Annotated in this window: 20 protein-coding genes; 8 read left to right on the forward strand and 12 right to left on the reverse strand. The window is 48.2% G+C overall.

The window, feature by feature from the left end; translation table 11 throughout:
• Window positions 1–95 precede the first annotated feature (95 nt).
• From ACKU41_RS06725 to ACKU41_RS06745, 5 genes are all read left to right on the forward strand, one after another.
• The gene (locus tag ACKU41_RS06725; protein ID WP_321404733.1) at window positions 96–1,889 is read left to right on the forward strand and encodes an alpha-amylase family glycosyl hydrolase; all 1,794 of its coding nucleotides are present in this window, start codon (window positions 96–98) and stop codon (window positions 1,887–1,889) included.
• 104 nt (window positions 1,890–1,993) lie between these two features.
• Window positions 1,994–3,505 (forward strand): 4-alpha-glucanotransferase, encoded by a 1,512-nt coding sequence (gene malQ, locus ACKU41_RS06730; RefSeq protein WP_321404734.1) that lies wholly within the window; start codon window positions 1,994–1,996, stop codon window positions 3,503–3,505.
• Window positions 3,506–3,670: 165 nt separating this feature from the next.
• Window positions 3,671–4,021, forward strand: a complete 351-nt coding sequence (locus ACKU41_RS06735) for a TraR/DksA family transcriptional regulator (protein ID WP_319780578.1) — start codon at window positions 3,671–3,673, stop codon at window positions 4,019–4,021.
• Window positions 4,022–4,096: 75 nt separating this feature from the next.
• On the forward strand, window positions 4,097–4,804 hold the full coding sequence (locus ACKU41_RS06740; RefSeq protein ID WP_321404735.1) for a TIGR04283 family arsenosugar biosynthesis glycosyltransferase: 708 nt from the start codon (window positions 4,097–4,099) through the stop codon (window positions 4,802–4,804).
• Window positions 4,801–5,478, forward strand: a complete 678-nt coding sequence (locus tag ACKU41_RS06745) for a TIGR04282 family arsenosugar biosynthesis glycosyltransferase (protein WP_321404736.1) — start codon at window positions 4,801–4,803, stop codon at window positions 5,476–5,478. Before ACKU41_RS06740 ends, ACKU41_RS06745 begins: the two co-directional genes overlap by 4 nt.
• Before the next feature lie 55 nt (window positions 5,479–5,533).
• On the opposite strand, the gene ACKU41_RS06750 is transcribed toward ACKU41_RS06745, so the two are convergent.
• From ACKU41_RS06750 to rpmH, 7 genes are all read right to left on the reverse strand, one after another.
• Window positions 5,534–5,791 carry a hypothetical protein gene (locus ACKU41_RS06750; RefSeq protein ID WP_319780581.1) on the reverse strand — a complete coding sequence of 86 codons (258 nt, stop codon included), beginning with the start codon at window positions 5,789–5,791 and terminating at the stop codon, window positions 5,534–5,536.
• Window position 5,792: 1 nt separating this feature from the next.
• Window positions 5,793–7,172: a tRNA uridine-5-carboxymethylaminomethyl(34) synthesis GTPase MnmE gene (gene mnmE / locus ACKU41_RS06755; RefSeq protein WP_394700736.1), complete on the reverse strand. Its 1,380-nt coding sequence runs from the start codon at window positions 7,170–7,172 to the stop codon at window positions 5,793–5,795.
• A gap of 92 nt (window positions 7,173–7,264) precedes the next feature.
• The gene (gene jag / locus ACKU41_RS06760; protein ID WP_321404739.1) at window positions 7,265–8,773 is read right to left on the reverse strand and encodes an RNA-binding cell elongation regulator Jag/EloR; all 1,509 of its coding nucleotides are present in this window, start codon (window positions 8,771–8,773) and stop codon (window positions 7,265–7,267) included.
• A 51-nt stretch (window positions 8,774–8,824) separates the two neighbouring features.
• A complete protein-coding gene (gene yidC / locus ACKU41_RS06765; RefSeq protein WP_321404740.1) occupies window positions 8,825–10,444 on the reverse strand; it encodes a membrane protein insertase YidC in 1,620 nt (539 codons plus the stop codon).
• A gap of 30 nt (window positions 10,445–10,474) precedes the next feature.
• Window positions 10,475–10,738: a membrane protein insertion efficiency factor YidD gene (gene yidD / locus ACKU41_RS06770; RefSeq protein WP_394700728.1), complete on the reverse strand. Its 264-nt coding sequence runs from the start codon at window positions 10,736–10,738 to the stop codon at window positions 10,475–10,477.
• Complete coding sequence (gene rnpA / locus ACKU41_RS06775; protein WP_321405246.1) at window positions 10,735–11,115, reverse strand: ribonuclease P protein component; 381 nt, start codon at window positions 11,113–11,115, stop codon at window positions 10,735–10,737. Before rnpA ends, yidD begins: the two co-directional genes overlap by 4 nt.
• Window positions 11,103–11,237, reverse strand: coding sequence for a 50S ribosomal protein L34 (gene rpmH / locus ACKU41_RS06780; protein WP_136674522.1), 135 nt, complete (start codon window positions 11,235–11,237; stop codon window positions 11,103–11,105). Before rpmH ends, rnpA begins: the two co-directional genes overlap by 13 nt.
• A gap of 367 nt (window positions 11,238–11,604) precedes the next feature.
• On the opposite strand from rpmH, the gene ACKU41_RS06785 reads away from it, so the two are divergent.
• On the forward strand, window positions 11,605–12,255 hold the full coding sequence (locus ACKU41_RS06785) for a lactate utilization protein (RefSeq protein WP_321404741.1): 651 nt from the start codon (window positions 11,605–11,607) through the stop codon (window positions 12,253–12,255).
• Between the two features lie 137 nt (window positions 12,256–12,392).
• Window positions 12,393–13,127, forward strand: coding sequence for a UPF0280 family protein (locus ACKU41_RS06790; protein ID WP_321404742.1), 735 nt, complete (start codon window positions 12,393–12,395; stop codon window positions 13,125–13,127).
• 102 nt (window positions 13,128–13,229) lie between these two features.
• Here the strand turns inward: ACKU41_RS06790 and ACKU41_RS06795 are convergent, their stop codons facing one another.
• From ACKU41_RS06795 to aroL, 4 genes are all read right to left on the reverse strand, one after another.
• A complete protein-coding gene (locus ACKU41_RS06795) occupies window positions 13,230–13,721 on the reverse strand; it encodes a hypothetical protein (protein WP_321404743.1) in 492 nt (163 codons plus the stop codon).
• Window positions 13,722–13,743: 22 nt separating this feature from the next.
• Window positions 13,744–14,037, reverse strand: coding sequence for an MTH1187 family thiamine-binding protein (locus tag ACKU41_RS06800; RefSeq protein WP_319780587.1), 294 nt, complete (start codon window positions 14,035–14,037; stop codon window positions 13,744–13,746).
• Window positions 14,038–14,202: 165 nt separating this feature from the next.
• Complete coding sequence (gene aroC, locus ACKU41_RS06805) at window positions 14,203–15,255, reverse strand: chorismate synthase (RefSeq protein ID WP_319780588.1); 1,053 nt, start codon at window positions 15,253–15,255, stop codon at window positions 14,203–14,205.
• A gap of 1 nt (window position 15,256) precedes the next feature.
• Window positions 15,257–15,787 (reverse strand): shikimate kinase AroL, encoded by a 531-nt coding sequence (aroL, locus tag ACKU41_RS06810; protein ID WP_321404745.1) that lies wholly within the window; start codon window positions 15,785–15,787, stop codon window positions 15,257–15,259.
• 272 nt (window positions 15,788–16,059) lie between these two features.
• Here aroL and ACKU41_RS06815 point away from each other — a divergent pair, with 272 nt between their 5' ends.
• A complete protein-coding gene (locus tag ACKU41_RS06815) occupies window positions 16,060–18,555 on the forward strand; it encodes a mechanosensitive ion channel domain-containing protein (RefSeq protein ID WP_321404746.1) in 2,496 nt (831 codons plus the stop codon).
• 84 nt (window positions 18,556–18,639) lie between these two features.
• Here the strand turns inward: ACKU41_RS06815 and ACKU41_RS06820 are convergent, their stop codons facing one another.
• A complete protein-coding gene (locus tag ACKU41_RS06820; RefSeq protein WP_321404747.1) occupies window positions 18,640–19,977 on the reverse strand; it encodes an APC family permease in 1,338 nt (445 codons plus the stop codon).
• Between the last annotated feature and the right edge of the window lie 69 nt (window positions 19,978–20,046).

Raw genomic sequence — 20,046 nt, forward strand, 5'->3', positions numbered from 1 at the left:
GTACTCAATCACATGCAAAAGACGAGCCGTTCGTTGGTATCAGTATACATTATTATTAGCTCAAAAACAAATTTATTTTTAACACGGGCGCAAACATGAATAAAAAGCATTTCGGAGCACGGCTTCAGGAAGACGGAAAATGTTCTTTTAGAATTTTCGCCCCCCTTGCCCAAGACGTTAAAATAAAAGTACAAAGACAGCAGGAATTCATAGAAGAAATGATCCCTGCCAAGTACGGTTTTTACGAAACAACCCTCGAAAAAATTTCCTCCGGGGACCAATATTCTTTCGTACTGGACAACGGACTGAACATGCCTGACCCGGCTTCCCAGTGGCAGCCTATAGGCCAAAGCAACTGTTCCACAATTGTAAACCATCATTTATTTGACTGGAAAGGTGATATCTTTTCCGGGATGCCCATGAGCGAAATGATCATTTACGAAGCACATGTTGCACTCTTCAGCCCTGAAAAGGATTTCAAAGGTATCATATCCAGACTGCGACACCTGAAAGAGTTAGGTATCAACACCCTGCAACTTATGCCTGTAGCCCAATTTTCAGGGTTCCAGGGCTGGGGATATGACACTGTTTATCCCTATGCTGTGCATAGCCCTTATGGCACCCCGGAAGAACTTAAAGAATTGGTAAGGCAGTGCCATCTTAACGAAATAGCCGTCATACTCGATGTTTCATTCGGCAGCATTATTCCTGTGGACAGCCTTGCGCCGTCATATCCACCATTTTTCAGTAGCAAGCATAATGCACCTAAAGGCCGGGCGCTTAATTTTGATGAAAAATACAGTTATGGAGTCCGTGAATTCTACATACAGTGCGCACTGTCATGGCTTAGGGATTACCGAGTGGACGGCCTGCGCATCAAAGACACTGACCATATTTTCGACCAGACCCCGGTTCATTTTCTGGAAGAACTATCCGCACGGATTAAAGATTTCGCGAAGGCAAACAACAGGACCTGCGTGTTGATCAATGGAGATAAGCGTAATAGCCTACGCCCTGTCCTGTCACCGGAGGAAGGTGGGTATGGACTGGATGCACTGTATAATGAAGACTTCTACTGTGCGCTGCAAAGCAGGGTTACCGGAAGCTGCGACGGCCCTCTCAAGGATTATTCAGATCCGGCACGCATGGTTTCGGCAATGCAGTATGGATTCGCATACCGGGGTGAAATTTCAGACCATTATCTCAGGCTGCAAGGGCGCAACAAATCTGAGCTGAGCGGCTGCAAGTTCATTGTCTACTCCCAAGGACATGAAGAAAGCGACGCACATGATTCAAAATGCAGGATCATTGAAAAGTCCGGATTCGAAGCAGCAAAACTCAGTGCCGGCGCCACCCTTCTTTCTCCTTACATTCCTATAATTTTCATGGGTGATGAATATGGGGAAACAGCCCCCTTCAATTTTTTTACCGATGAAGATTGCGATGCCTCAGTCAGCAAATGCCGTTTGAATTGGCAGAACATTAAAAGCGATCAGGGGCAGGCCATGCTCCGTCTGTACCGCAAACTCCTTAAGGTAAGAAAAGAACACCCGACCATTCATGAGCCATGCCGCAGCAGATGTCAGGTACAGGAAATTGCTCCCGGTGTGATACTTATCTTTAGAAATCCGACCTCTGGGGACCGTAAATATGCTGCGGTAGTATTCAATTTCGGTAAGGAAAAAACGGAATGCAAGGTCGCAGAATATCTACCGGATGGAGTATGGACCACCGAGTTATACAGTGCTGAAAAAACATTTGCCGGGACAGCGTCCCCCTTGCCGGGAATTCTGCCACAAAATGAAGCAATACAACTAGCAGGTCAGTCCTTTGCCCTTTTCCTTTACTCCGAACTGAATGTTCGGACTAAAAATATTGCAATCGAGTAAGATCAAGGAAGCTGGACATCTCTCCTATTGCCCTGCAATATGGTACTGTTAAAGTCAGCAATGGCTTAAGCACACCTTGCAGAGTAAAAAGGAGAGTTCAACATATGAAACGTTCCAGCGGCATTTTATTACATTTCACGTCCCTTCCCTCACGATTCGGCGTGGGAGACTTAGGCCCGGCAGCCTATGATTTCGCGGACTTTCTAGCCGAGGCAGGACAAAGATTCTGGCAGGTTCTGCCAATTACTCCCACTGCTCCGCAACTTTGTAATTCTCCTTACTCCGGCTTCTCGGCCTTTGCGGCCAACCCGCTTCTGATCAGCCCTGAACTGATGGTTGAATACGGGCTGCTGGAATACGAAGAAATTCAGAGCCATACTTTGCCTGATTCAGATAAAGCCGATTTCGATACAGCCGCTCAGGTCAAGGAAAAAATTCTGCGCAAGGCGTTCTCGAAGATCGCAAACACCCTGCTTGAAGATCCGGTTTTCAATCAATTCATTTGGGATAACATGCACTGGGTTAACGACTTTGCCCTTTTTACCGCCCTAAAAAAACATTTCAAAGATGAATGCTGGACAGAGTGGCCCGACGACATCCGCAACCGCACAGAAGACGGCCTTCGTCACTGGGGCCAAAAACTCTACCGGGAAATACTCTACGTAAAATTCTGCCAATGGATTTTCTTTCGGCAATGGGGACAACTCAAGGATCATCTGGATGAAATCGGGGTGGAGCTTATCGGTGATGTACCCATCTACGTAACTCACGACAGCTCTGACGTATGGGCCAACCGGGCTATATTCAAATTGGACGAACAAGGCGAATCATACTGCGTGGCCGGGGTGCCCCCGGACTACTTCAGCAAAAACGGGCAGCTTTGGGGAAATCCGGTTTACAACTGGGAAGTGCTCCAGAATGAGGGGTTCGGCTGGTGGATCAGCCGGATGAAACATAATCTGGGTCTGTATCACTGGGTTCGGCTGGATCACTTCCGGGGCTTCTCCGCTTACTGGGAAGTACCGGCTGAAGCTGAAACAGCTATGGAAGGGTACTGGGTTCCGGCTCCGGGACACCAGTTGTTCGAAAAACTGACTTCCGAAGTAGGCTGCCTGCGGGTAATAGCTGAAGATCTCGGACACATCACCCCGGATGTAATCTGGCTGAAAGACCGTTTTCAACTGCCGGGCATGAACATCCTGCAATTCTCATTCGGCGACGATATCGGTTATTGCGGTGATGCCCTGCACAACCACAAACGTAATTCCGTAGTGTACACCGGAACCCACGACAACAACACCAACAGGGGTTGGTTCCTTGATGATGCGGATGAAGTAAGCCGTAAACATTTGCTTTCCTATCTCGGATACGACTGGATTGATGACTCCAAAATTTCATGGGAGCTGATCCGGCTGCTCATGTCCAGTGTGGGGTGTTTATGCGTCATTCAAGCGCAGGACCTGCTCAGCCTTGATGGACGCGCACGCATGAACGTCCCCGGTGAAGCTGATGGAAACTGGGGTTGGAAACTCACTCCCGGCCAGTTGACACCTATTATCCGCGAGCGTCTGGGAGAAATGACCGAACTCTTTGGAAGGACCAGCAAAATAGACTGATTTTTGCAGCACGATTTCATCTGAGAAAAGACGTTTTCCGTGAACGTTATAAAATTGTCCCCACTCCGTAACAGGAATGCGATTTTTCCCCTGACTGACTGGCGTATATCCCCCAGAGTCAAAGGATTTAATAATCAATTCCACAACTGAAGTCGGAGGTTTATTATGAATTCTTCTCAGAGAACAAACATCAGGAAGCATCTTGAAGAAAAAATTGCAGAACTCACCCAACGGATACAGTCCCGTGATACTGCAGTTGAAAACTGTGCTGACGACAACGAATATGCATCCCGCATCAGCGAACAAAAAATCAATCTCGCTCTGCATGTTCGCGAAGCAGAACTGATAGCTGCTTTGGAAGAGACCCTTGGTAGAGTAGATTACTGGGATTTCGGCATCTGCGAAGATTGCGGTGAAGAAATTGCCATTGCCCGCATTAAAGCGAATCCGACCACCCGTCTCTGCGTGTCCTGCCAGTCCCGCATGGAAGAAGACCAGCTCGGGCACGTTGTATAATATTGATGCGCTTCGACGCAGGTTATATAAAGAATTCCCTTTATCGGCTTTGAAGAAAGGGATAGTTATCTATCCATGTTATCAAGCTCGAAAATATCTGTCATCATTCCGGTGTATGATGAAGCGGAGACTATTCACTCCTGCATCGCGAATGTGAGGGAATGTTGCGGGGAAAACTTTGAAATAATCATCGTTGACGGATCCGCCGACAGGTCTACCCTGTCCGCTGTTGAAGATGACAAGGTGGTGCTTCTGGCATCACCTCCGGGACGTGCAGTCCAAATGAACCGCGGAGCGCAGAAGGCCGGTGGGGATATCCTGCTCTTTCTGCATGCCGACACCACCCTGCCCCGTGGTGCAGGTAGCCTTGTCCGTAAAGCACTCAGCGCTCCTTGCGCCACTGCCGGAGCCTTCAAACTCAGCTTCGACACTTCTTCGCGCTCCATGAAATTTATAGCATTCCTTGCCGACCTGCGGTGCCGTATTGAACGAGTTCCTTACGGGGATCAAGCGGTCTTTATTTTTAAATCCACTTTCCATGAACTCGGCGCTTTCCCGGAAATACCAATCATGGAAGATGTCGAATTTTTCCAGCGCATCAAAAACAGACGCTTCGAAATTGTTATACTCAAAGAAGCAATAACCACATCCGCCCGTCGCTACCTTGCCACTGGACCGTTGCGCTGTGCATTGCGCAATACATTTTTACGTTTCCTGCACTTGTGTGGAATCAAACCGGCTACGCTGAAAAATATGTACCGTAGACAGGAAAAACGATCATGAAATGCGCTGTCATTATTTTTATAAAATTCCCGGAACCGGGCAGGGTTAAAACGAGAATCGGTAGAGATATAGGGAACGCAGCTGCGGCAGAACTTTACACAGCCTTTGTTGAAGACATGCTTGTCAATCTGGACAAAGCCGGACTTGAACCAATCATAACTTATGATCCATTCCAGCCTCCTGAAAAATACAAAAACTGGCTTGGTAATCGGACTTATATTCCTCAGCAGGGCAACGATCTCGGTGAACGGATGCATAATGCTTTGCTGGCTGGATTCAGGCTAGGCTATGACTCCTGCCTCCTGACTGGAAGTGACCTACCAGATCTCAAGCCCGAATCTATCCTTCAAGCCCTAAAAGCCATACAAAAAGCCCCCGTTTGCATCGGACCTGCAAATGACGGGGGCTATTACCTGATCGGTTTTCAAAATAATTATCTGACAGATTCAGTCTTCAAAAATATGGAATGGAGCACAGAAAAAGTTCTATCGGAAACAATTTCCCGACTGGAAAAATTAAACATCATGCCATCCATTCTTCCGGAACATCAGGACATGGATACTGTGCAAGATTTGAAAAGATTAAGCAAAAAGCCCAACGCACAAAACCTATGTCCCAAAAGCCTGGCGGTTCTAAAGACGATTTTCGAAACCAGCTCAGCACAAAACAATTAAGTTTTCTGGAGAGTCCAGAAAACCCTTTTGCAAATTTTTTAGGCCCCCCTGAGGCTTAATACTCAACAATATTCAATCGATTCTCATTACTGTCTTTACGGCGGGTAAAGCGCAGGCGGTCACAGCCGAGGTCATCTATTACTTCAATATCCCAGTTTCCGCCTGTCCCGAAACCGCTCAAAATTTCTTCTCGGATATTGAGCCTGATCTGGAATTCGACCACCGGATTGGAGGTTGTATCAAGATGGTTAACGATAATGGGCACCAGCCCGCAGGTCACAGCTTTCAGATCAACAAATTTACTGTCATCCATTTTATTTACCAACGCAAAATTTTTCAAAGATTGAATTCAATACTTCCTGCGGCGTAATCTCCCCGGTTATCTCCGAAAGAGCACTGCAGGCAGACTCAAGGCGCACACCAAGGAGATCATATGGAACTTGCATCTCAATATCTTCCATGAGCTCTTCAAGTTCCGCGTGAGCCTTTTTAAGGGTAGCTGCCTGCCGGGAGTTGGGCACCAGCTCATCAGGATCAGGTTCGCCTGCACCCTTAAGGATATGCTCGCGGATAAGCTCAGCCAAACGCTCAATACCTTGTCCCTTTTTGGCCGAAATTTCAACAACCTCGTAACCGGATTCGCGCATGATATCAGCAGGAGCAGGATCAGCCTGTTCAAGATCCGACTTGTTGATTACGGCCAGACATTTTCCGGCCATATCAGCAAATTGCGGATCAAGGTCGGCAAGTGCAAACGGTTTGGAACCATCTATAATCAGCAGAATCAAATCAGCCTGAGCAGCAAGATCACGCCCCATATCCAGACCGGCCAGCTCCACGGCATCGCTTGTTTCACGCAGCCCGGCTGTATCAACCACCCGAACCTGCAATCCGTCGAGGTTCAGGGTTTCTTCTATAAAATCACGGGTTGTTCCCGGAATGTCTGTAACAATAGCCCGATTACGCCCCAAAAGGGCATTGAGCAGACTGGATTTTCCGGCGTTAACCTCACCCGAAAGAACGGCCAGACCGCCCTCACGCCAGGCTTTGGTACGTTCTACCCCGGAAAGGATTTCGAAAATATTTTTTACTGCGTCCCCCACTTCGGACTGCATCCGCTCAAGGGGCAGACACTCCAACTCGTCTTCAGGAAAATCAACAGCGACACAAAGCTGCGCCCTCAGTTCCTCAAGACGTGCCCGCAAGCTACTGATACGTTCTCCGAGCACACCAGAAAGTTTGACCTTGGCCAGTTGAGCCGCCCCGCGTGATGGAGCGTGAATCATTTCCGCAACAGCTTCAGCCTGAGTAAGGTCCATCCTACCATTTAGAAAAGCACGCAGTGTAAACTCCCCGGCATTTGCCAGCCGTGCCCCCCTTGCAAGCACTTCACCAAGAACCGCGCCGAGTATCGCACGCCCACCATGGCAATTGATCTCTACGGTATCTTCCCCGGTATATGAATTAGGTCCGGGCATGAAAACCGCAAGAACGTCATCGATTTCCAATGAATCAGAATCATGAATGGTTCCATAATGCATGGTGTAGGGTTTGAATCCGGCAAAGGACTCTTTTGCCGGACTGAAGATATCACCGGCAATTGTCAGGGCTTTTTCACCACTGATTCTGATAATCCCGACTCCACCGTCTCCCGGAGGAGTGGCAATAGCGGCAATGGTTCCGCTGGAGGTGATGGACATATGTATTTCTCCCTGAAAGAAAGGATAAACCCCGCAGACTGCAGTCCACGGGGTTTTCAAAATCATTATTCACCGCTCGTGAACAATTAGTAACGGTTGTAACGCTCACTGTTGTAATTAGCGCTGTTATCTTCTTTGTTGCGGTCGTTACGGCGGTTATTATTATAGCGGGACTGACGGTTACCGAAGTTGTCATCAGGCCGATAACGGTTGCCGTAATTATCATCAAAAGGAGCCGGACGGTTGAATTCTTCACGATTTCCGAAGTTTTCATCCCGCTTCCGATTGTCGTAATTGTCGTTGCGGTCATTTCTGCGGCCACGATAATTATCAGTACGCTCGGTGCGCCCACGATAATTCTCGGTACGCTCGGTGCGCTCGGTGCGCCCGCGATAATTCTCGGTACGCTCAGTGCGCCCGCGATAATTCTCAGTACCCTCGGTGCGGGTATTACGACGACCACGGTAATTCTCGGTACGTTCGTTGCCGTCACGACGAGTTCTGCTACGGTCAGTACTGCGGGATTCGTAACGCTCATTACCGCTATTGTAATTTTCGTTACGTCTTCCGCCTCCTCCGCTACGGCTGCGGCGGGGCAGGATCAGGACCCTCTTCATAGGCCCTTCACCCTTGCTGCGGGTATTAACATGCTTATCTTCCTGCAGAGCCATGTGTACAACCCTGCGGTGATAAGAGCTAAGCGGTTTTGTGGACTGTACACGTCCGGTATGCATGGCTTTGTCGGCAAGATGCCAAGCCAGCTGACGGAGCTTTTCGTCCTGACGTTCGCGATAGTCACCGGTATCGATCTGCACACGTACAGAAGTCTGCAGTTTCTTGGAAACCATACGATTGCAAAGATACTGCAGGGAAGACAGAGTCTGTCCCTCACGACCAATGATCAGGCCGGAATTTTCTTCATCGTTGACCAGAACGTTAACGCGGTCTTCACCAACTTCGATTTCGAGTTTGGGTTTATCCTGAATGATCGGTTCAATCATCATTTCAAGAGCTTCACGAACTGCGGCTGCAATATCTTCAGGATCACCTTCCATTATGCTGCGCGGTTCACGGCGTTCTTCAAAATGCTCCTCGCGCTGCTCTTCTGCAAATTCTTCCTGCGGTTCTTCCGGGCTTTCAACAACTGCCGGAGCAGAAGCTTCTTCCCTTACAGCAACTTCGCTTTCAGGCTTGAGTGCAACTTCACCCTCTTCCTTCACAGCAATATCAGCCTCAGGCTTGACTGCGGGAACTTCAGGTTCGGTACGCGGAGCAGGAGCGCTCTCCCCTTTGGCTACCGGAACCTGCTCATCGCGGCGTCGGTCAGCTCTGGGCGCTCTCTGTTCACCTTGATCTCTTCCCTGCTGACGTCCTCTTCCCCTTCTGGAATCATCATTGGTTGCAGAGCGGGTATCCCCGCCTCTGGGACGTGCTTTGACCTTAGCGTTTTTCTTGCCCACCAGACCGAAAACTCCGGTGGAACCTCCGCTGATAATCTCAATCTCAAGTTTATCGCGATTCAGACTAAAATGATCACAGGCGTTATTTATCGCCTCGTCCAAATTCTTCCCCTGGAATTCTTTGAATTCGCTCATTCTATCTCCTGATTGTTCTTCACTCCATTAACTCCGATTAGCTTTTCCGCGCTAATTCTTCACGTTGCGCATCATCATCCACTGCTGTGCAATTGAAAGAACGTTGTTCACCATCCAGTATACAACCAACCCGGCAGGGAAGTTGAGGAACATAAAAGTGAAAACGAGGGGCAGAAACATCATGATCTTCTGCTGGGTCGGATCGCCTGCTGAAGGTGTCATCTTCTGCTGCAGGAACATGGTCGCACCCATCACGATAGGAGTGATGTAAAGCGGGTCTTTAGCCGAAAGGTCGGCCAGCCATACAATATCAGTAAAAGGCAGGTAATGGATAAAATCAGCATGCCTGAGAGCAACTGTTCCCATCAACGCCCTGTACAGTCCGAAGAAAACCGGAATCTGCAGCATCATGGGCAGGCAACCGCCGGCCGGGTTGACATTGTATGTCTTATAGAGCTGCATCATCTCTTTATTGAGAGCTTCCTTGTCATCGCCGTGCTTTTCGCGGAGTTTGGACATCATGGGCTGCAAACGTTTCATCTGCTCCATGGATTTGTAACTCTTGTGAGAAAGGGGCCAGAAAAGAATCTTGATAACAATAGTCAGCAGTATGATTGCAATACCGTAGTTGTGCGTGAACTGGTGAAACCATTCAAGAGCCACAACAAGAGGCTTGGCGATGATATCGAACCAACCGAAATCAATAGCCTTGTCCAGTTCACCGGGAACTTTAGCCATCAACTCTGCATCCATTGGCCCGAAGTAGTAGGAGCAAGTCAACTTGCGTTCAATATCCTTGTCAAAGGAAATATTCTGTTCTGCGGCAATGCGAAAGATATCATCCTGCAGTTTACCCTTCATGGTCACTGAATCAGCAGCAGGAACAAGAGCAAGGATGAAGTAGTTGGAATCAATGGCTGCCCATTCGATTTTTCCAGTTTCGCTTACACCGGTTTCAGCGAGTGTATCGCGGTCTTTTTCCTCAGCCAGACCTTCAGCATTGTACCAAGCTATTCTGGTAGGATTGTAACGGTCATCAGCAGCTGTCAGGCTTTTGGTTGCGGTAGTGAAGGCAATACGGCCCATTCCGCTGGGGTTGGATTTATTGATAACTCTCACGTCCTCGTCAATGAGGTAGTTATCGGCATGAAATGTGAGACGGCGCTCGATCCTGAATCCTTCCACATCACCACGAAAAATAAGTGAACCGAGCTTATCACCGTCGAGATTGAGGTCAGCACCCTCATAACCCCAGACGCCGCTGGCCCAAGTGGGAATACCATTGAGAATAAGTCCCATGGGAGCTTTATTCAGGGCATTGGTACCGACCATGTCCACATCCGGGGAGTCGGCAGCAATCGTTGCCTTGAACCTTTTAAGTTTGAAACTTTCAAGAAGCCCGCCCTGAGAGTTGATCACAGCGGAATAGAGAGGAGTTTCTACGGTGAGTTTTGTTCCCTTGGCAGAAACGATAGCGCTTATGGAAGCGGGATCAGGCAGTTGGTTTGATACAGGTCCGGTGACATTGGAATCAACGGCCTGTTTTGGTTGTGCGGTTTGTTCCTGCTTGGCAGGCGCGGGCTGCTGAGGCTGGGGAGGAAAAAGAAATTGCCAACCGAGAAGAACTGCAAACGAAAGGGCTACAGCCAAAATAACGCGTTTATTATCCATGTCTTTTTTTACTCACTAAAAATTTGTCCCTCAGATCAAACCGGGACTGCGCGGTGGATTTTTTTTATGGGCGGGAACGGGATCATATCCGCCCTTGCATAGCGGATTACAACGCATCAGACGCCACAAAGCATACATCCCCCCTCTGAGCACTCCATGAAGGGATATAGCCTCTATGGCGTATTGCGAGCAGGTAGGATGGAAGCGGCAACACCCCGGAAACAACGGGGATATAAACTTCTGATAAAAACGTATCGGGTAAAGAAACAGAGTCCGCATTCCCTGATTTCTCATTGCTTCTCACCAGCAGAGGGAAGATTATTAATCTTTCCTATCATGGGAAGAAGTTCTTTTTCGACCAGACTATAATCCACAGTCTTGCCGTTCAGCACACGCTTGGGCACAATAATGATATCCGCACGCACCTGAAAATTATCCTGATTGAGCCTGAAAAAACTTCGCAAAACCCTTTTGATCCGGTTCCTGACAACTGCAGGTCCCTTCTTTCTGCTCACGGTAAGGCCCAAACGAACCCCGCCGGGGCCGCTACCATGACACAGCACAAAGAGTATAAAACTCCTTGTGAAGAGCTTCTTTCCCTGCTCATAGCAGAGATCAAATTCAGGCTTCCTGAGGAGCTTGTGCTCCTTTGTCCAAATTAAACGGCTAATCTTTTACGACCCTTTGCACGACGTCTTGCGATAACAGCACGACCATTTTTGCTGCGGGAACGAACGAGAAAACCGTGGGTTCTTTTTCTTCTGCATTTACTGGGCTGGTAAGTTCTTTTCATGTCTATTTCTCCAAAAATGAATAACGTTATAAAGCCGGATACCAAATTCCAGCTACGAGGAACGGGAACATATATCCCCTACTTCAGGTATCGTCAAGAAATGTTTTCAATATAGTCATACAGCTAAGTGCTTTTAATCTCACTCTGAATAATCTATGCTGCTGAAAAACGAAAACAAGTCCGCATACCCCGATGCGGCCCTGCTGTCAAAGTGAATTCATACATAATGCTGACGTGGAGTCTTCTTAACTTGTTTAAACAGATTTATCACGGGCACATTTTTTTTTCACCGCTTTTTTTATTTTTTTAAGCGGAAACTTTTTAACAGCCCTGGGTATTCGGGCTGAATAACCTCAAGGAGAGACCTATGAAACCGGTACAGACCTTCTGGGACATCAAACTCGGTGAAATCAAAGAAGTCTTCGAAGACAACGGATACGAAACATATATAGCGAAAAACCAGAACGCTGCAGCAGCACTGGTTCTGGATAAAATCATCCCCAAACTGAAGCCGAAATCCATCAGCTTCGGCGGTTCCATGACTGTGGTTGAATCCGGACTCTTTGATAAGATAAAACAACTTCAGAAAGTCAAAGTCATTGATACATACGACGTTCAGCCTCCCATGGCTGAAAGAATCGAACGCCGCCGCCAGTCCCTGCTCAGCGACCTTTTTATCACCAGCGCCAACGCTTTTACCGAAGAAGGGGAACTGGTTAACCTCGACGGCACAGGCAACCGTGTGGCTGCTATGGCTTTCGGTCCCCGCAATGTGGTAGTCATCGTCGGCCGCAACAAACTTTGCGCTGACCTTGATGCTGCTGTCAGCCGGGTTAAAGAATACGCTGCACCGGTCAATGCCATGCGCCTCAAACGCAAAACCCCATGCGCTGTTACCGGTAAATGTCAGGACTGTAATTCCAAGGACCGGATATGCAACGTGTGGGCTATCACAGAAAAATCTTCGCCCAAGGGACGCATTCACGTAGTATTTGTCAATGAAGATTTAGGTTTCTAATTTTATACGTTAGAAGATCAGAGAGGGAGCCTCTATTACTCAAAAAGGGCTTCCCTCTCTGGAATATTTTTACTTACAACAGTTGCCCCGGAGCAAATTCACAGCACTGTCTTTACGGCATTTTCGAGAACCTACCCTTGAGCAAAAAACTTCATACAGACCACACCCGCAGTTACCGCAACAATGTCGCCCTGCCTGACACCGAGACCTCATTTCAGGTCGTTGTCGAACAGACTGATTTATTTATTGTCGCTGAAAAAAATTTAAGCGAACAGGCTCTGGCTGCAGTCCATGAAATACGCGGTATTCTACAGGCTCATTTTGTACTCAATCCCGACTTTGCCACCAGCCTTGTTCCTGTTGCCGTGCCGGAGGATGTACACCCGGTAATTAAAGCCATGGCTGACGGCGCGCTGGTCTGCGGAGTCGGCCCCATGGCAGCTGTTGCCGGGGCAGTGGCCCAGTACGTGACGGAAAAACTGCTGCCATTTTCTTCTAATGTTATCGTTGAAAACGGCGGTGACATTTATATGCATTCCACGAATCCAAGAAAGATTGCCCTGCTTTCCGAACCTGATTCAGGGGCAAAAATAGGTCTTGCAGTTGCAGCGGACGCCTTTCCGCTTTCCATCTGTTCATCATCAGGGACCATCGGACATTCCCTCAGTCTCGGTAGTGGGGATCTGGTCACTGTCCGCGCCAAGGATGCGCGTTTTGCCGATGCTGCGGCTACAGCCCTTGCCAATCTGCTCAAATCCCCTGCGGATGTTCCGCTGGTCATAGAAAAAGCCCGCGCTCTCTCGGAACACGGGCTTGACGGTGTTTTCGTTCAATACGACTCTAAAATAGGAGCCTGGGAGATCTTGAATTAATAGCTCTCTAGAAATTACATCCAGCTATGATTAAAAGCTGCAAAGCACACTACAAATTTTGGAATTTATTACATTAGCCATTAGGACTGATGCGCATCAGGTTTATTGCGATACAGCGCGTTCAATTGCCATAAACGGCGGACCGTTGTTGTCTTCCCGACTTTTATAAAGGGCCATGCGGTATCCGAAGGAGATGTACAGCGGCCCGGAATCAAACTGATCGGGCTTGAGTTCAAAATCAAAGGGTATGCCTTTTCCTTCCTCCAGCTTTTCAGGCGAAAAGACTTGCAACCCCTGAGCCAGAACATCGCCGTTCATGTCGCTCAGATAGCCTTGAATCCAAAGCTCCCCGATCCATCCGGCCCACATGGGGACGCTGTTCTTTTTGACAAAAGCTTCACCGCGCAAACCGAAACTATCTTTGCGTGGCACTATCTCATAATCAAATTTCATAAATTCCATCTGCATTGTGCGCGGCGTCTCAAGCTTCCATGACTGCCGCTCCAGATGAGATACACCCAGATGCAGGCACCCAGATGCAGCAAACAGCATAAGCAATAAACAGACGTAATTAAATGACTTCATAACATTCATTAAATTCCCCAAAACCACCAGACTAGAGTTTGGATTCCACGGATGCAATCTTGCCGTGCAGCCGGTCAACCGCACCTTTGCGGCAGTCGGCTTTCATCAACATATAAATGCGCTCGCAATCAGTTTCAAGTGCCTGATAACATTTTGTGACCACAGCCATAACTTCATCCCACTCACCTTCAATGCAGGTTCCCATGGGACCAAGCTGACAGGGCAGACCGCATTCACGTATAATTTTTACAACTCTTGCCACATAAGGACTGACGCTCTCGCCTTTGTCTGTTGGAAAAATTGTCAATTCAACAAGAACACTCATTTTGTAATTCTCCATACGCGTTGGCACGGTCTGTCAACGCATTAATAAATTAGACCCTGAAATGATACGCCTCAACGTAGGGCATATCGTACGAGACACCAACTTATATTGCGTAATAGAAAGAAATGAAAACAGGCGTCCAGCAAGGTGTCAGACCTCCTGAATTTATCCCATTCTTCTTTGCAGCAGGATAAAATCTGCCACAGTCAGCATGGCCATGGCTTTAAGCACTGGAACTATTCGCGGTATGGCACAGATATCATGCCTGCCCCCGATCTGTATTTCAGCAGCTTTGCCGTCACGGTCAACTGTCTGCTGCGGTTTACTGATGGACGGAATCGGCTTCACATATGCACGGACCACAATATCCTGTCCGCTGGAAATTCCGCCGAGTATGCCTCCTGCATTATTGCTGCTGAAACCGTTCTCGTCCATAAAATCATTGTTCTCGCTGCCAAGTGAGTCCGCTGCCTTGCATCCGGAACCGATTTCAACACCCTTTACCGCCCCAACGGACATGAGCGCATAAGCCAGACGGGCGTCAATCTTATCAAAAACTGGTTCCCCGAGTCCGGCAGGAACCCCTTTTATGCATACTTCTACCACCCCACCAAGAGTGTCACCCTGTGAACGGACTTCCATAATTCGCTCTTCCCAGCGGGGAATCACATCTGGATCAGCGGAAAAAAAAGGCATTTCGTGAGCCTTTTCCGGGTGCTTCACTTCCCCATCAATCCCGCCGATACGCACTGTATAGGCCTGACAGGTTATGGACTGCTGGCGTAAAAACTCCTGAGCCACAGCCCCGCCGGTAACACGGGAAACCGTCTCGCGCCCGGATGAACGCCCGCCGCCACGATAGTCGCGAAAGCCGTACTTGGCATCAAAAGTCAGGTCTGCGTGGCCGGGCCGGTACACATTCATAATTTTGGAATAGTCACGGGAACGCTGGTCGGTGTTCTCAATATGAAACCCGATGGAAGTCCCGGTGGTGCGGCCTTCAAAAACACCGGAAAGAATCCTGACCCGGTCAGCCTCTTTACGCGCAGTGGAAGCAATGCCCTGTCCCGGTTTGCGGCGGTCCAGTTCCAGTTGAATGATTTCTTCACTAAGTTCTATCCCGGCCGGACAGCCGTCGACTACCCCGCCCAATCCGGGCCCGTGGGATTCCCCATAGGTAGTGACCTTGAAAATCTGACCGAATGTATTGCCGCTCATATTAATTCTCCCCTTTACTGATAGCTTGGTAACCCTCTAAAATCAGGTTAACCACTTCGTCAATTGTCCCGGCACCGTTAGCCACAAGAGTGGCGCAACCGGAATAAAGACCTTCCCGCGCCTCAAGCACTTCGCTGATTTCTTCAACGATAGACTTTCCGGTAAGTGACGGGCGCTGATCGTGGTTTGGATCATTTTGTAAACGATTGGCGAGGGTCTGCACATCAGCTTTGATATACACTGTAAAATTTTTACTCAGCCGAGTCCTGTTCTCTTCCCGAACAACGATTCCGCCGCCGCAAGAGATGACCGCACCCTTCTTTTTTGTAAGTTCGTGAAGCACCTCTACCTCTAAATCACGGAAACCATCCCAGCCGTTCTGCTCAACGTAATCGGCTATTTCACAACCGGCCTTTTCCACCAGAACTTCATCACTGTCATAAAACTCGTAACGCAACTTATCGGCAAGTTGTTTCCCCGCCGTAGTCTTACCACATGCACGGGGACCAATCAGATAAATATTGGGTACCATAACTCTCCCGGTTAATAATCAGCTGTAAAAAATGTTTTATTTGTCAGGCACATTTAGTACAACCAGCAGTGTACATTGAATAATAAAATTTCCGGCTGGGGGATACACGTTTTCGGATAGAATATACTACCGGACACGACCCGGTCTATACCGGAAAATTTTCATGAAAAGATAATCACAGGCAGGACTGTGAAGAAACGATCTGATAAGCAGTCAGCGGATTGGGTTAATTAACCGGAAAAATAGCAGGCTTGTCAAGCCTTGGAGCTACCATGGCCAGATACTCACAAAAAACGCATACTCTTATTCTTGCAATACTACTTCTCTTTTTCGGAACAGTCACAAACTCCTCTGCAGAGACAGAAACCGAGACCCTGCTTAACATGGTCGAAACCCTCAATGCCGACATTCAGCGTCAAGGACAGGTGGTCACCGAGCTTAAGACCAATATTCCGACTCTGACCCGGAAATATGAAGCACATCTGCATAAAGCCGAAGTCCGACTGGACCAACTGAAAATGCTGCGCGGAATGGCCAAACAGACCCCATGGTCCTATCGTACGGTTCTCATGCAACTTAATGATGTAGGCTCATATGTACGGCTGGCAAAATCAGATCTGCTCATCGAAAAAAACAGGCTGAAAAAAATCAAAATCGGATTCGATGTAATCAACGAAATCCATTTCAAAACTAAAATTACTGACAAGCAACTTAAGCAAAAACTTACCGAAACCAAAATTAAATATTTAGAAGTCCGCAATGACGCAGCAGAACTGAAAAAAATACTTGATGCAGAACTCGAAAAATCGGACCAGCTGGTGGAGTATATCAAGCAGGCGACCAAGGTTACCGAAAAATTTTACGCAACAACTCTTAAAAATTTTTATTTTGAACCTAACCTCGTTCTGTTCTTTCCTCAGGCCTGGAAGGATACGGCATACTCATTTGAAGAATGGCAGGAAAGTTATACCAAATTTTACCACCCGCTCATTGTCTGGGTTGAATGGAGCAACTTTCTGCTTATAATGTGCTCCATTACCGTTCTATTATGGTGGATCCTGCGTACCATGGCAAAAAGAATGCTCTGCAGACCCATGTTCAACAGCCACCGGATTTCGTATTACAACAAAGGTCTTTTTCTAATTTCTCTAGGCACGGCAATACTCCTTGCCCGGCAACTTACAATGTTCACCGCCAACCAGATCACCGGCCTGATCTGGACCGAGGCCATAACGCTAGGCGCAATCATCTGCACCCGCAATTTTCTCTGGGCACGCGAAAAAGTCCGTCCTGCCCCGCTCATATACACCCCTATGTTCATACTCTGGAGCCTGATGGCAGCAGGCGATATAATGCATATGCTGACCTTGCCTGCGGAATGTATCTGCGTAGTCTGGTTTGTGCTCAGCCTCGCCGGATTGTGCGCCCTGCATTTAAACCGCAAAAGATATGTACTTCCGATCACACAGGCCACATCAAAGGCCAATAAAATCATACTCGGCTGCGGGGCGCTGGTTACTTTACTCGGCTTCGGCACACAGGCCATGATCCTGACCCAGATATGGTTCCTTTTTCTGGTGACCATGAAAATTTGTACGGCACTGAAAACAATTATGATCACCGACCTGCCGCAGCCGGAAAACCTGCCGCCGGAAGACAGCCCGGAGCTGCATCAAACAGTCGAACAGGCATACAGGCAGGCTCAACACCACAACCAGATGGTTCAATTGTTCTACCCGCTTTCCATTTCAGTCATAGGATTCATATTCATAGGCTGGGCCACAGCTTATATGGGTGGTATTCCCTTTGCCCGTTTCATATTCCGCCACATGGATGTGAATATTGCCGGAGCGGATATATCGATAAAAAACATCTTCTACATAATGATCCTGTTTTTTGCGGCACGGCTGGCGCTTTTCTGGCTTAAATCGTTTGTCAACAACACCTCAATCAACGGACGGCGCATTGAGTCGGCACTGGCCCATACTCTGTCCACCATAGGGTCCTATATAGTCTGGGTAGCCTTTCTGCTGGCATCGTTCTTTCTGCTGGGTATCCCCATGTCGGCACTCACATGGATCGCCAGCGGGCTGTCTATTGGTATTGGTTTCGGCATGAAGGATATTGTCAGCAACTTTGTCAGTGGACTGATAATCCTTTTCGGGGGCTCCATCAAAAAAGGTGACACCCTGCAGCATAAAAAAATCATCGGCACGGTAGTCGATGTTTCAATCCGCAACACCACCATCAAAGCGCTGGACAACAGTATGATCATCATCCCCAACTCCAGCTTCCTGAAAGGTGAAATCGTCAACCTGAACTATCAGGACACCCGCATCAGAGTGACTATACCGGTTACTCTTGTTCCCGGTTCCAAGGTCAAAAAAGCCAAAAAGACCATGCTCAAAGTGGTCAATAAACATCCTAATGTACTCAAAGATCCAGCCCCGAGCATCTTATTCAAACGGTTTGGCCAACTGGGCCTTGATTTTGAGATACTGTTCTGGGTCAGCCACTTTGAAGACAAATATCCCACGGAGTCTGACATTGTGGATGAACTGGACCAGAAATTTCAAAGCAAAAAAATCAAAGTTGCCTTTCGCAGTGTAAAGACCAAATACAAACCCAAGGGAGACGAGGCAGCCCAGATTGCAGCTCAGCGGGAAGAACTCAAAGAAAAAAGAAAACTTATCAGCAAGTGCTTCAGGTCTGCGGCCCTGCGTAAGCATCGCTTCCTGAATAAAATAGAAATGGATCGCCCCGAATAAAAAAGCGGGAGGCAACATTAAGCTGCCTCCCGCTTTCTTCTTTTATGATTTGGCCGGATATCCGGACCGGAACCACTACACCGGCTATTTATAACTTACTATATTCAGCTCTTCGTCTTCAGGATCATCCTGAACAGGATCACTTTGAACTTCTTCGCCTTCATCAGAATCAGCTACGGAAGTATCATCTTCATCAACCTCTTCCAGAGGGGGATAATTACAATATTCCTTCATGCTGAATCCAAGAGCGATCCCGGCTACAGCCATACAGCCTACTGCGTAAAGAAAATAATTCATGAATTCTATGTTCAGGCAGCACACAGCGGCAGCGATTGCATGCAGCCCCAAAGTCAGAAATCTAGGCAGATAAAAACGGCGAGCCCTCCGCATGGCGATTATGCCCAGCAGATCAACAAGCGCATAAGACCCGAACCAGAAACAAAGACCGGCGGAAATAAGGGATTCCAATTCTTCTTTTCCTGCCCAGCCATTGGCAAGCATCAATGCTATGACAGCACCGATGAAAACGGCTGCGCCTCCGGCGGCATATTTGGAATAGCTCTCCGCCACAGCCCCGCGCACCCGGTGCCCGAAAAGCTGGAATAATCCAAAAACAGCCGCAAAGGTTGCAAGGATAATTGTTCCGCCCATAAGCAGAAGCCCTTTGCCATCAAGTACGTGTGCAGCAACCTTGAGATGCGGAACTGTCGATCCGAGCAATTCTTCCGGTGTTTCAACCAGCAGTGCGGCCCAGTTGAAAAGGACAAAAGCCACGAGAACCATAAAGATTGCAGGATAAGCCCGTGCCCCCTTATTCTCAAATACCAGCGGCAGGTCAAAACCGATAAAAGCCAGAACGGCCAGAAAAATCAACTGCACCCAACCCATAGGTCCAGCATCCCCAAGGGCAGCCGGCATAAGCGGCTTGAACATTAACGGGAGCTCGGTGGGATAGCCCATGCCGCCTGTTACAGGCTGATTGACCATAATCGCCACATAGACGAGGGAAATAAAAGCCAGAGTCAGGCTGCCCCCGAAAAGGTCTCCGGCATATTTATCAGAAAGAAAACAAGCCCAGACCGCAAAAGACAGGATAAAAAACGAAGCGGCCAAGTTTGGAAATGAATTTATAAAAATTTCATTGACCGCATTCCCCGCAATACCCAGCCATGATACAGCCAAAACAATCAGGGTAAAGAAACGGGCTGCATCAAGAAATCCGAAAGCAACACGGTCAACAGGTGTAGCACGCAACTCTCCGGACGACAGTTTATCCATGCTGCGTGCGGTGCAGACAGACACAAGAGCGCCCAGAACCAGCAGGCCGATAAAAGCCGCTCCGCCCAACCCGGCCCCGTGCCCGACAACCTCAAGTCCTCTTGGAGACAGCATTACTGCAAGTGAAGTGAATATTCCGCTCATTTCATTTTTCCCTCCGGGGTATATGGAAAGCGCTCAGGCTATAATGCCAATAAATAAGTATTGTTTCAA

Origin of the sequence: Maridesulfovibrio sp. (assembly GCF_963678865.1) — a bacterium.
Lineage (GTDB): Bacteria > Desulfobacterota > Desulfovibrionia > Desulfovibrionales > Desulfovibrionaceae > Maridesulfovibrio.

What these genes read in the sequence shown, in the direction of transcription:
- ACKU41_RS06725 (WP_321404733.1), top strand. Translation starts at nt 96, where the DNA reads ATGAATAAAAAGCATTTCGGAGCACGGCTTCAGGAAGACGGAAAATGT.
- malQ (WP_321404734.1), top strand. Translation starts at nt 1,994, where the DNA reads ATGAAACGTTCCAGCGGCATTTTATTACATTTCACGTCCCTTCCCTCA.
- ACKU41_RS06735 (WP_319780578.1), top strand. Translation starts at nt 3,671, where the DNA reads ATGAATTCTTCTCAGAGAACAAACATCAGGAAGCATCTTGAAGAAAAA.
- ACKU41_RS06740 (WP_321404735.1), top strand. Translation starts at nt 4,097, where the DNA reads ATGTTATCAAGCTCGAAAATATCTGTCATCATTCCGGTGTATGATGAA.
- ACKU41_RS06745 (WP_321404736.1), top strand. Translation starts at nt 4,801, where the DNA reads ATGAAATGCGCTGTCATTATTTTTATAAAATTCCCGGAACCGGGCAGG.
- ACKU41_RS06750 (WP_319780581.1), bottom strand. Translation starts at nt 5,791, where the DNA reads ATGGATGACAGTAAATTTGTTGATCTGAAAGCTGTGACCTGCGGGCTG.
- jag (WP_321404739.1), bottom strand. Translation starts at nt 8,773, where the DNA reads ATGAGCGAATTCAAAGAATTCCAGGGGAAGAATTTGGACGAGGCGATA.
- yidC (WP_321404740.1), bottom strand. Translation starts at nt 10,444, where the DNA reads ATGGATAATAAACGCGTTATTTTGGCTGTAGCCCTTTCGTTTGCAGTT.
- yidD (WP_394700728.1), bottom strand. Translation starts at nt 10,738, where the DNA reads ATGAGAAATCAGGGAATGCGGACTCTGTTTCTTTACCCGATACGTTTT.
- rpmH (WP_136674522.1), bottom strand. Translation starts at nt 11,237, where the DNA reads ATGAAAAGAACTTACCAGCCCAGTAAATGCAGAAGAAAAAGAACCCAC.
- ACKU41_RS06785 (WP_321404741.1), top strand. Translation starts at nt 11,605, where the DNA reads ATGAAACCGGTACAGACCTTCTGGGACATCAAACTCGGTGAAATCAAA.
- ACKU41_RS06795 (WP_321404743.1), bottom strand. Translation starts at nt 13,721, where the DNA reads ATGAATGTTATGAAGTCATTTAATTACGTCTGTTTATTGCTTATGCTG.
- ACKU41_RS06800 (WP_319780587.1), bottom strand. Translation starts at nt 14,037, where the DNA reads ATGAGTGTTCTTGTTGAATTGACAATTTTTCCAACAGACAAAGGCGAG.
- aroC (WP_319780588.1), bottom strand. Translation starts at nt 15,255, where the DNA reads ATGAGCGGCAATACATTCGGTCAGATTTTCAAGGTCACTACCTATGGG.
- aroL (WP_321404745.1), bottom strand. Translation starts at nt 15,787, where the DNA reads ATGGTACCCAATATTTATCTGATTGGTCCCCGTGCATGTGGTAAGACT.
- ACKU41_RS06815 (WP_321404746.1), top strand. Translation starts at nt 16,060, where the DNA reads ATGGCCAGATACTCACAAAAAACGCATACTCTTATTCTTGCAATACTA.
- ACKU41_RS06820 (WP_321404747.1), bottom strand. Translation starts at nt 19,977, where the DNA reads ATGAGCGGAATATTCACTTCACTTGCAGTAATGCTGTCTCCAAGAGGA.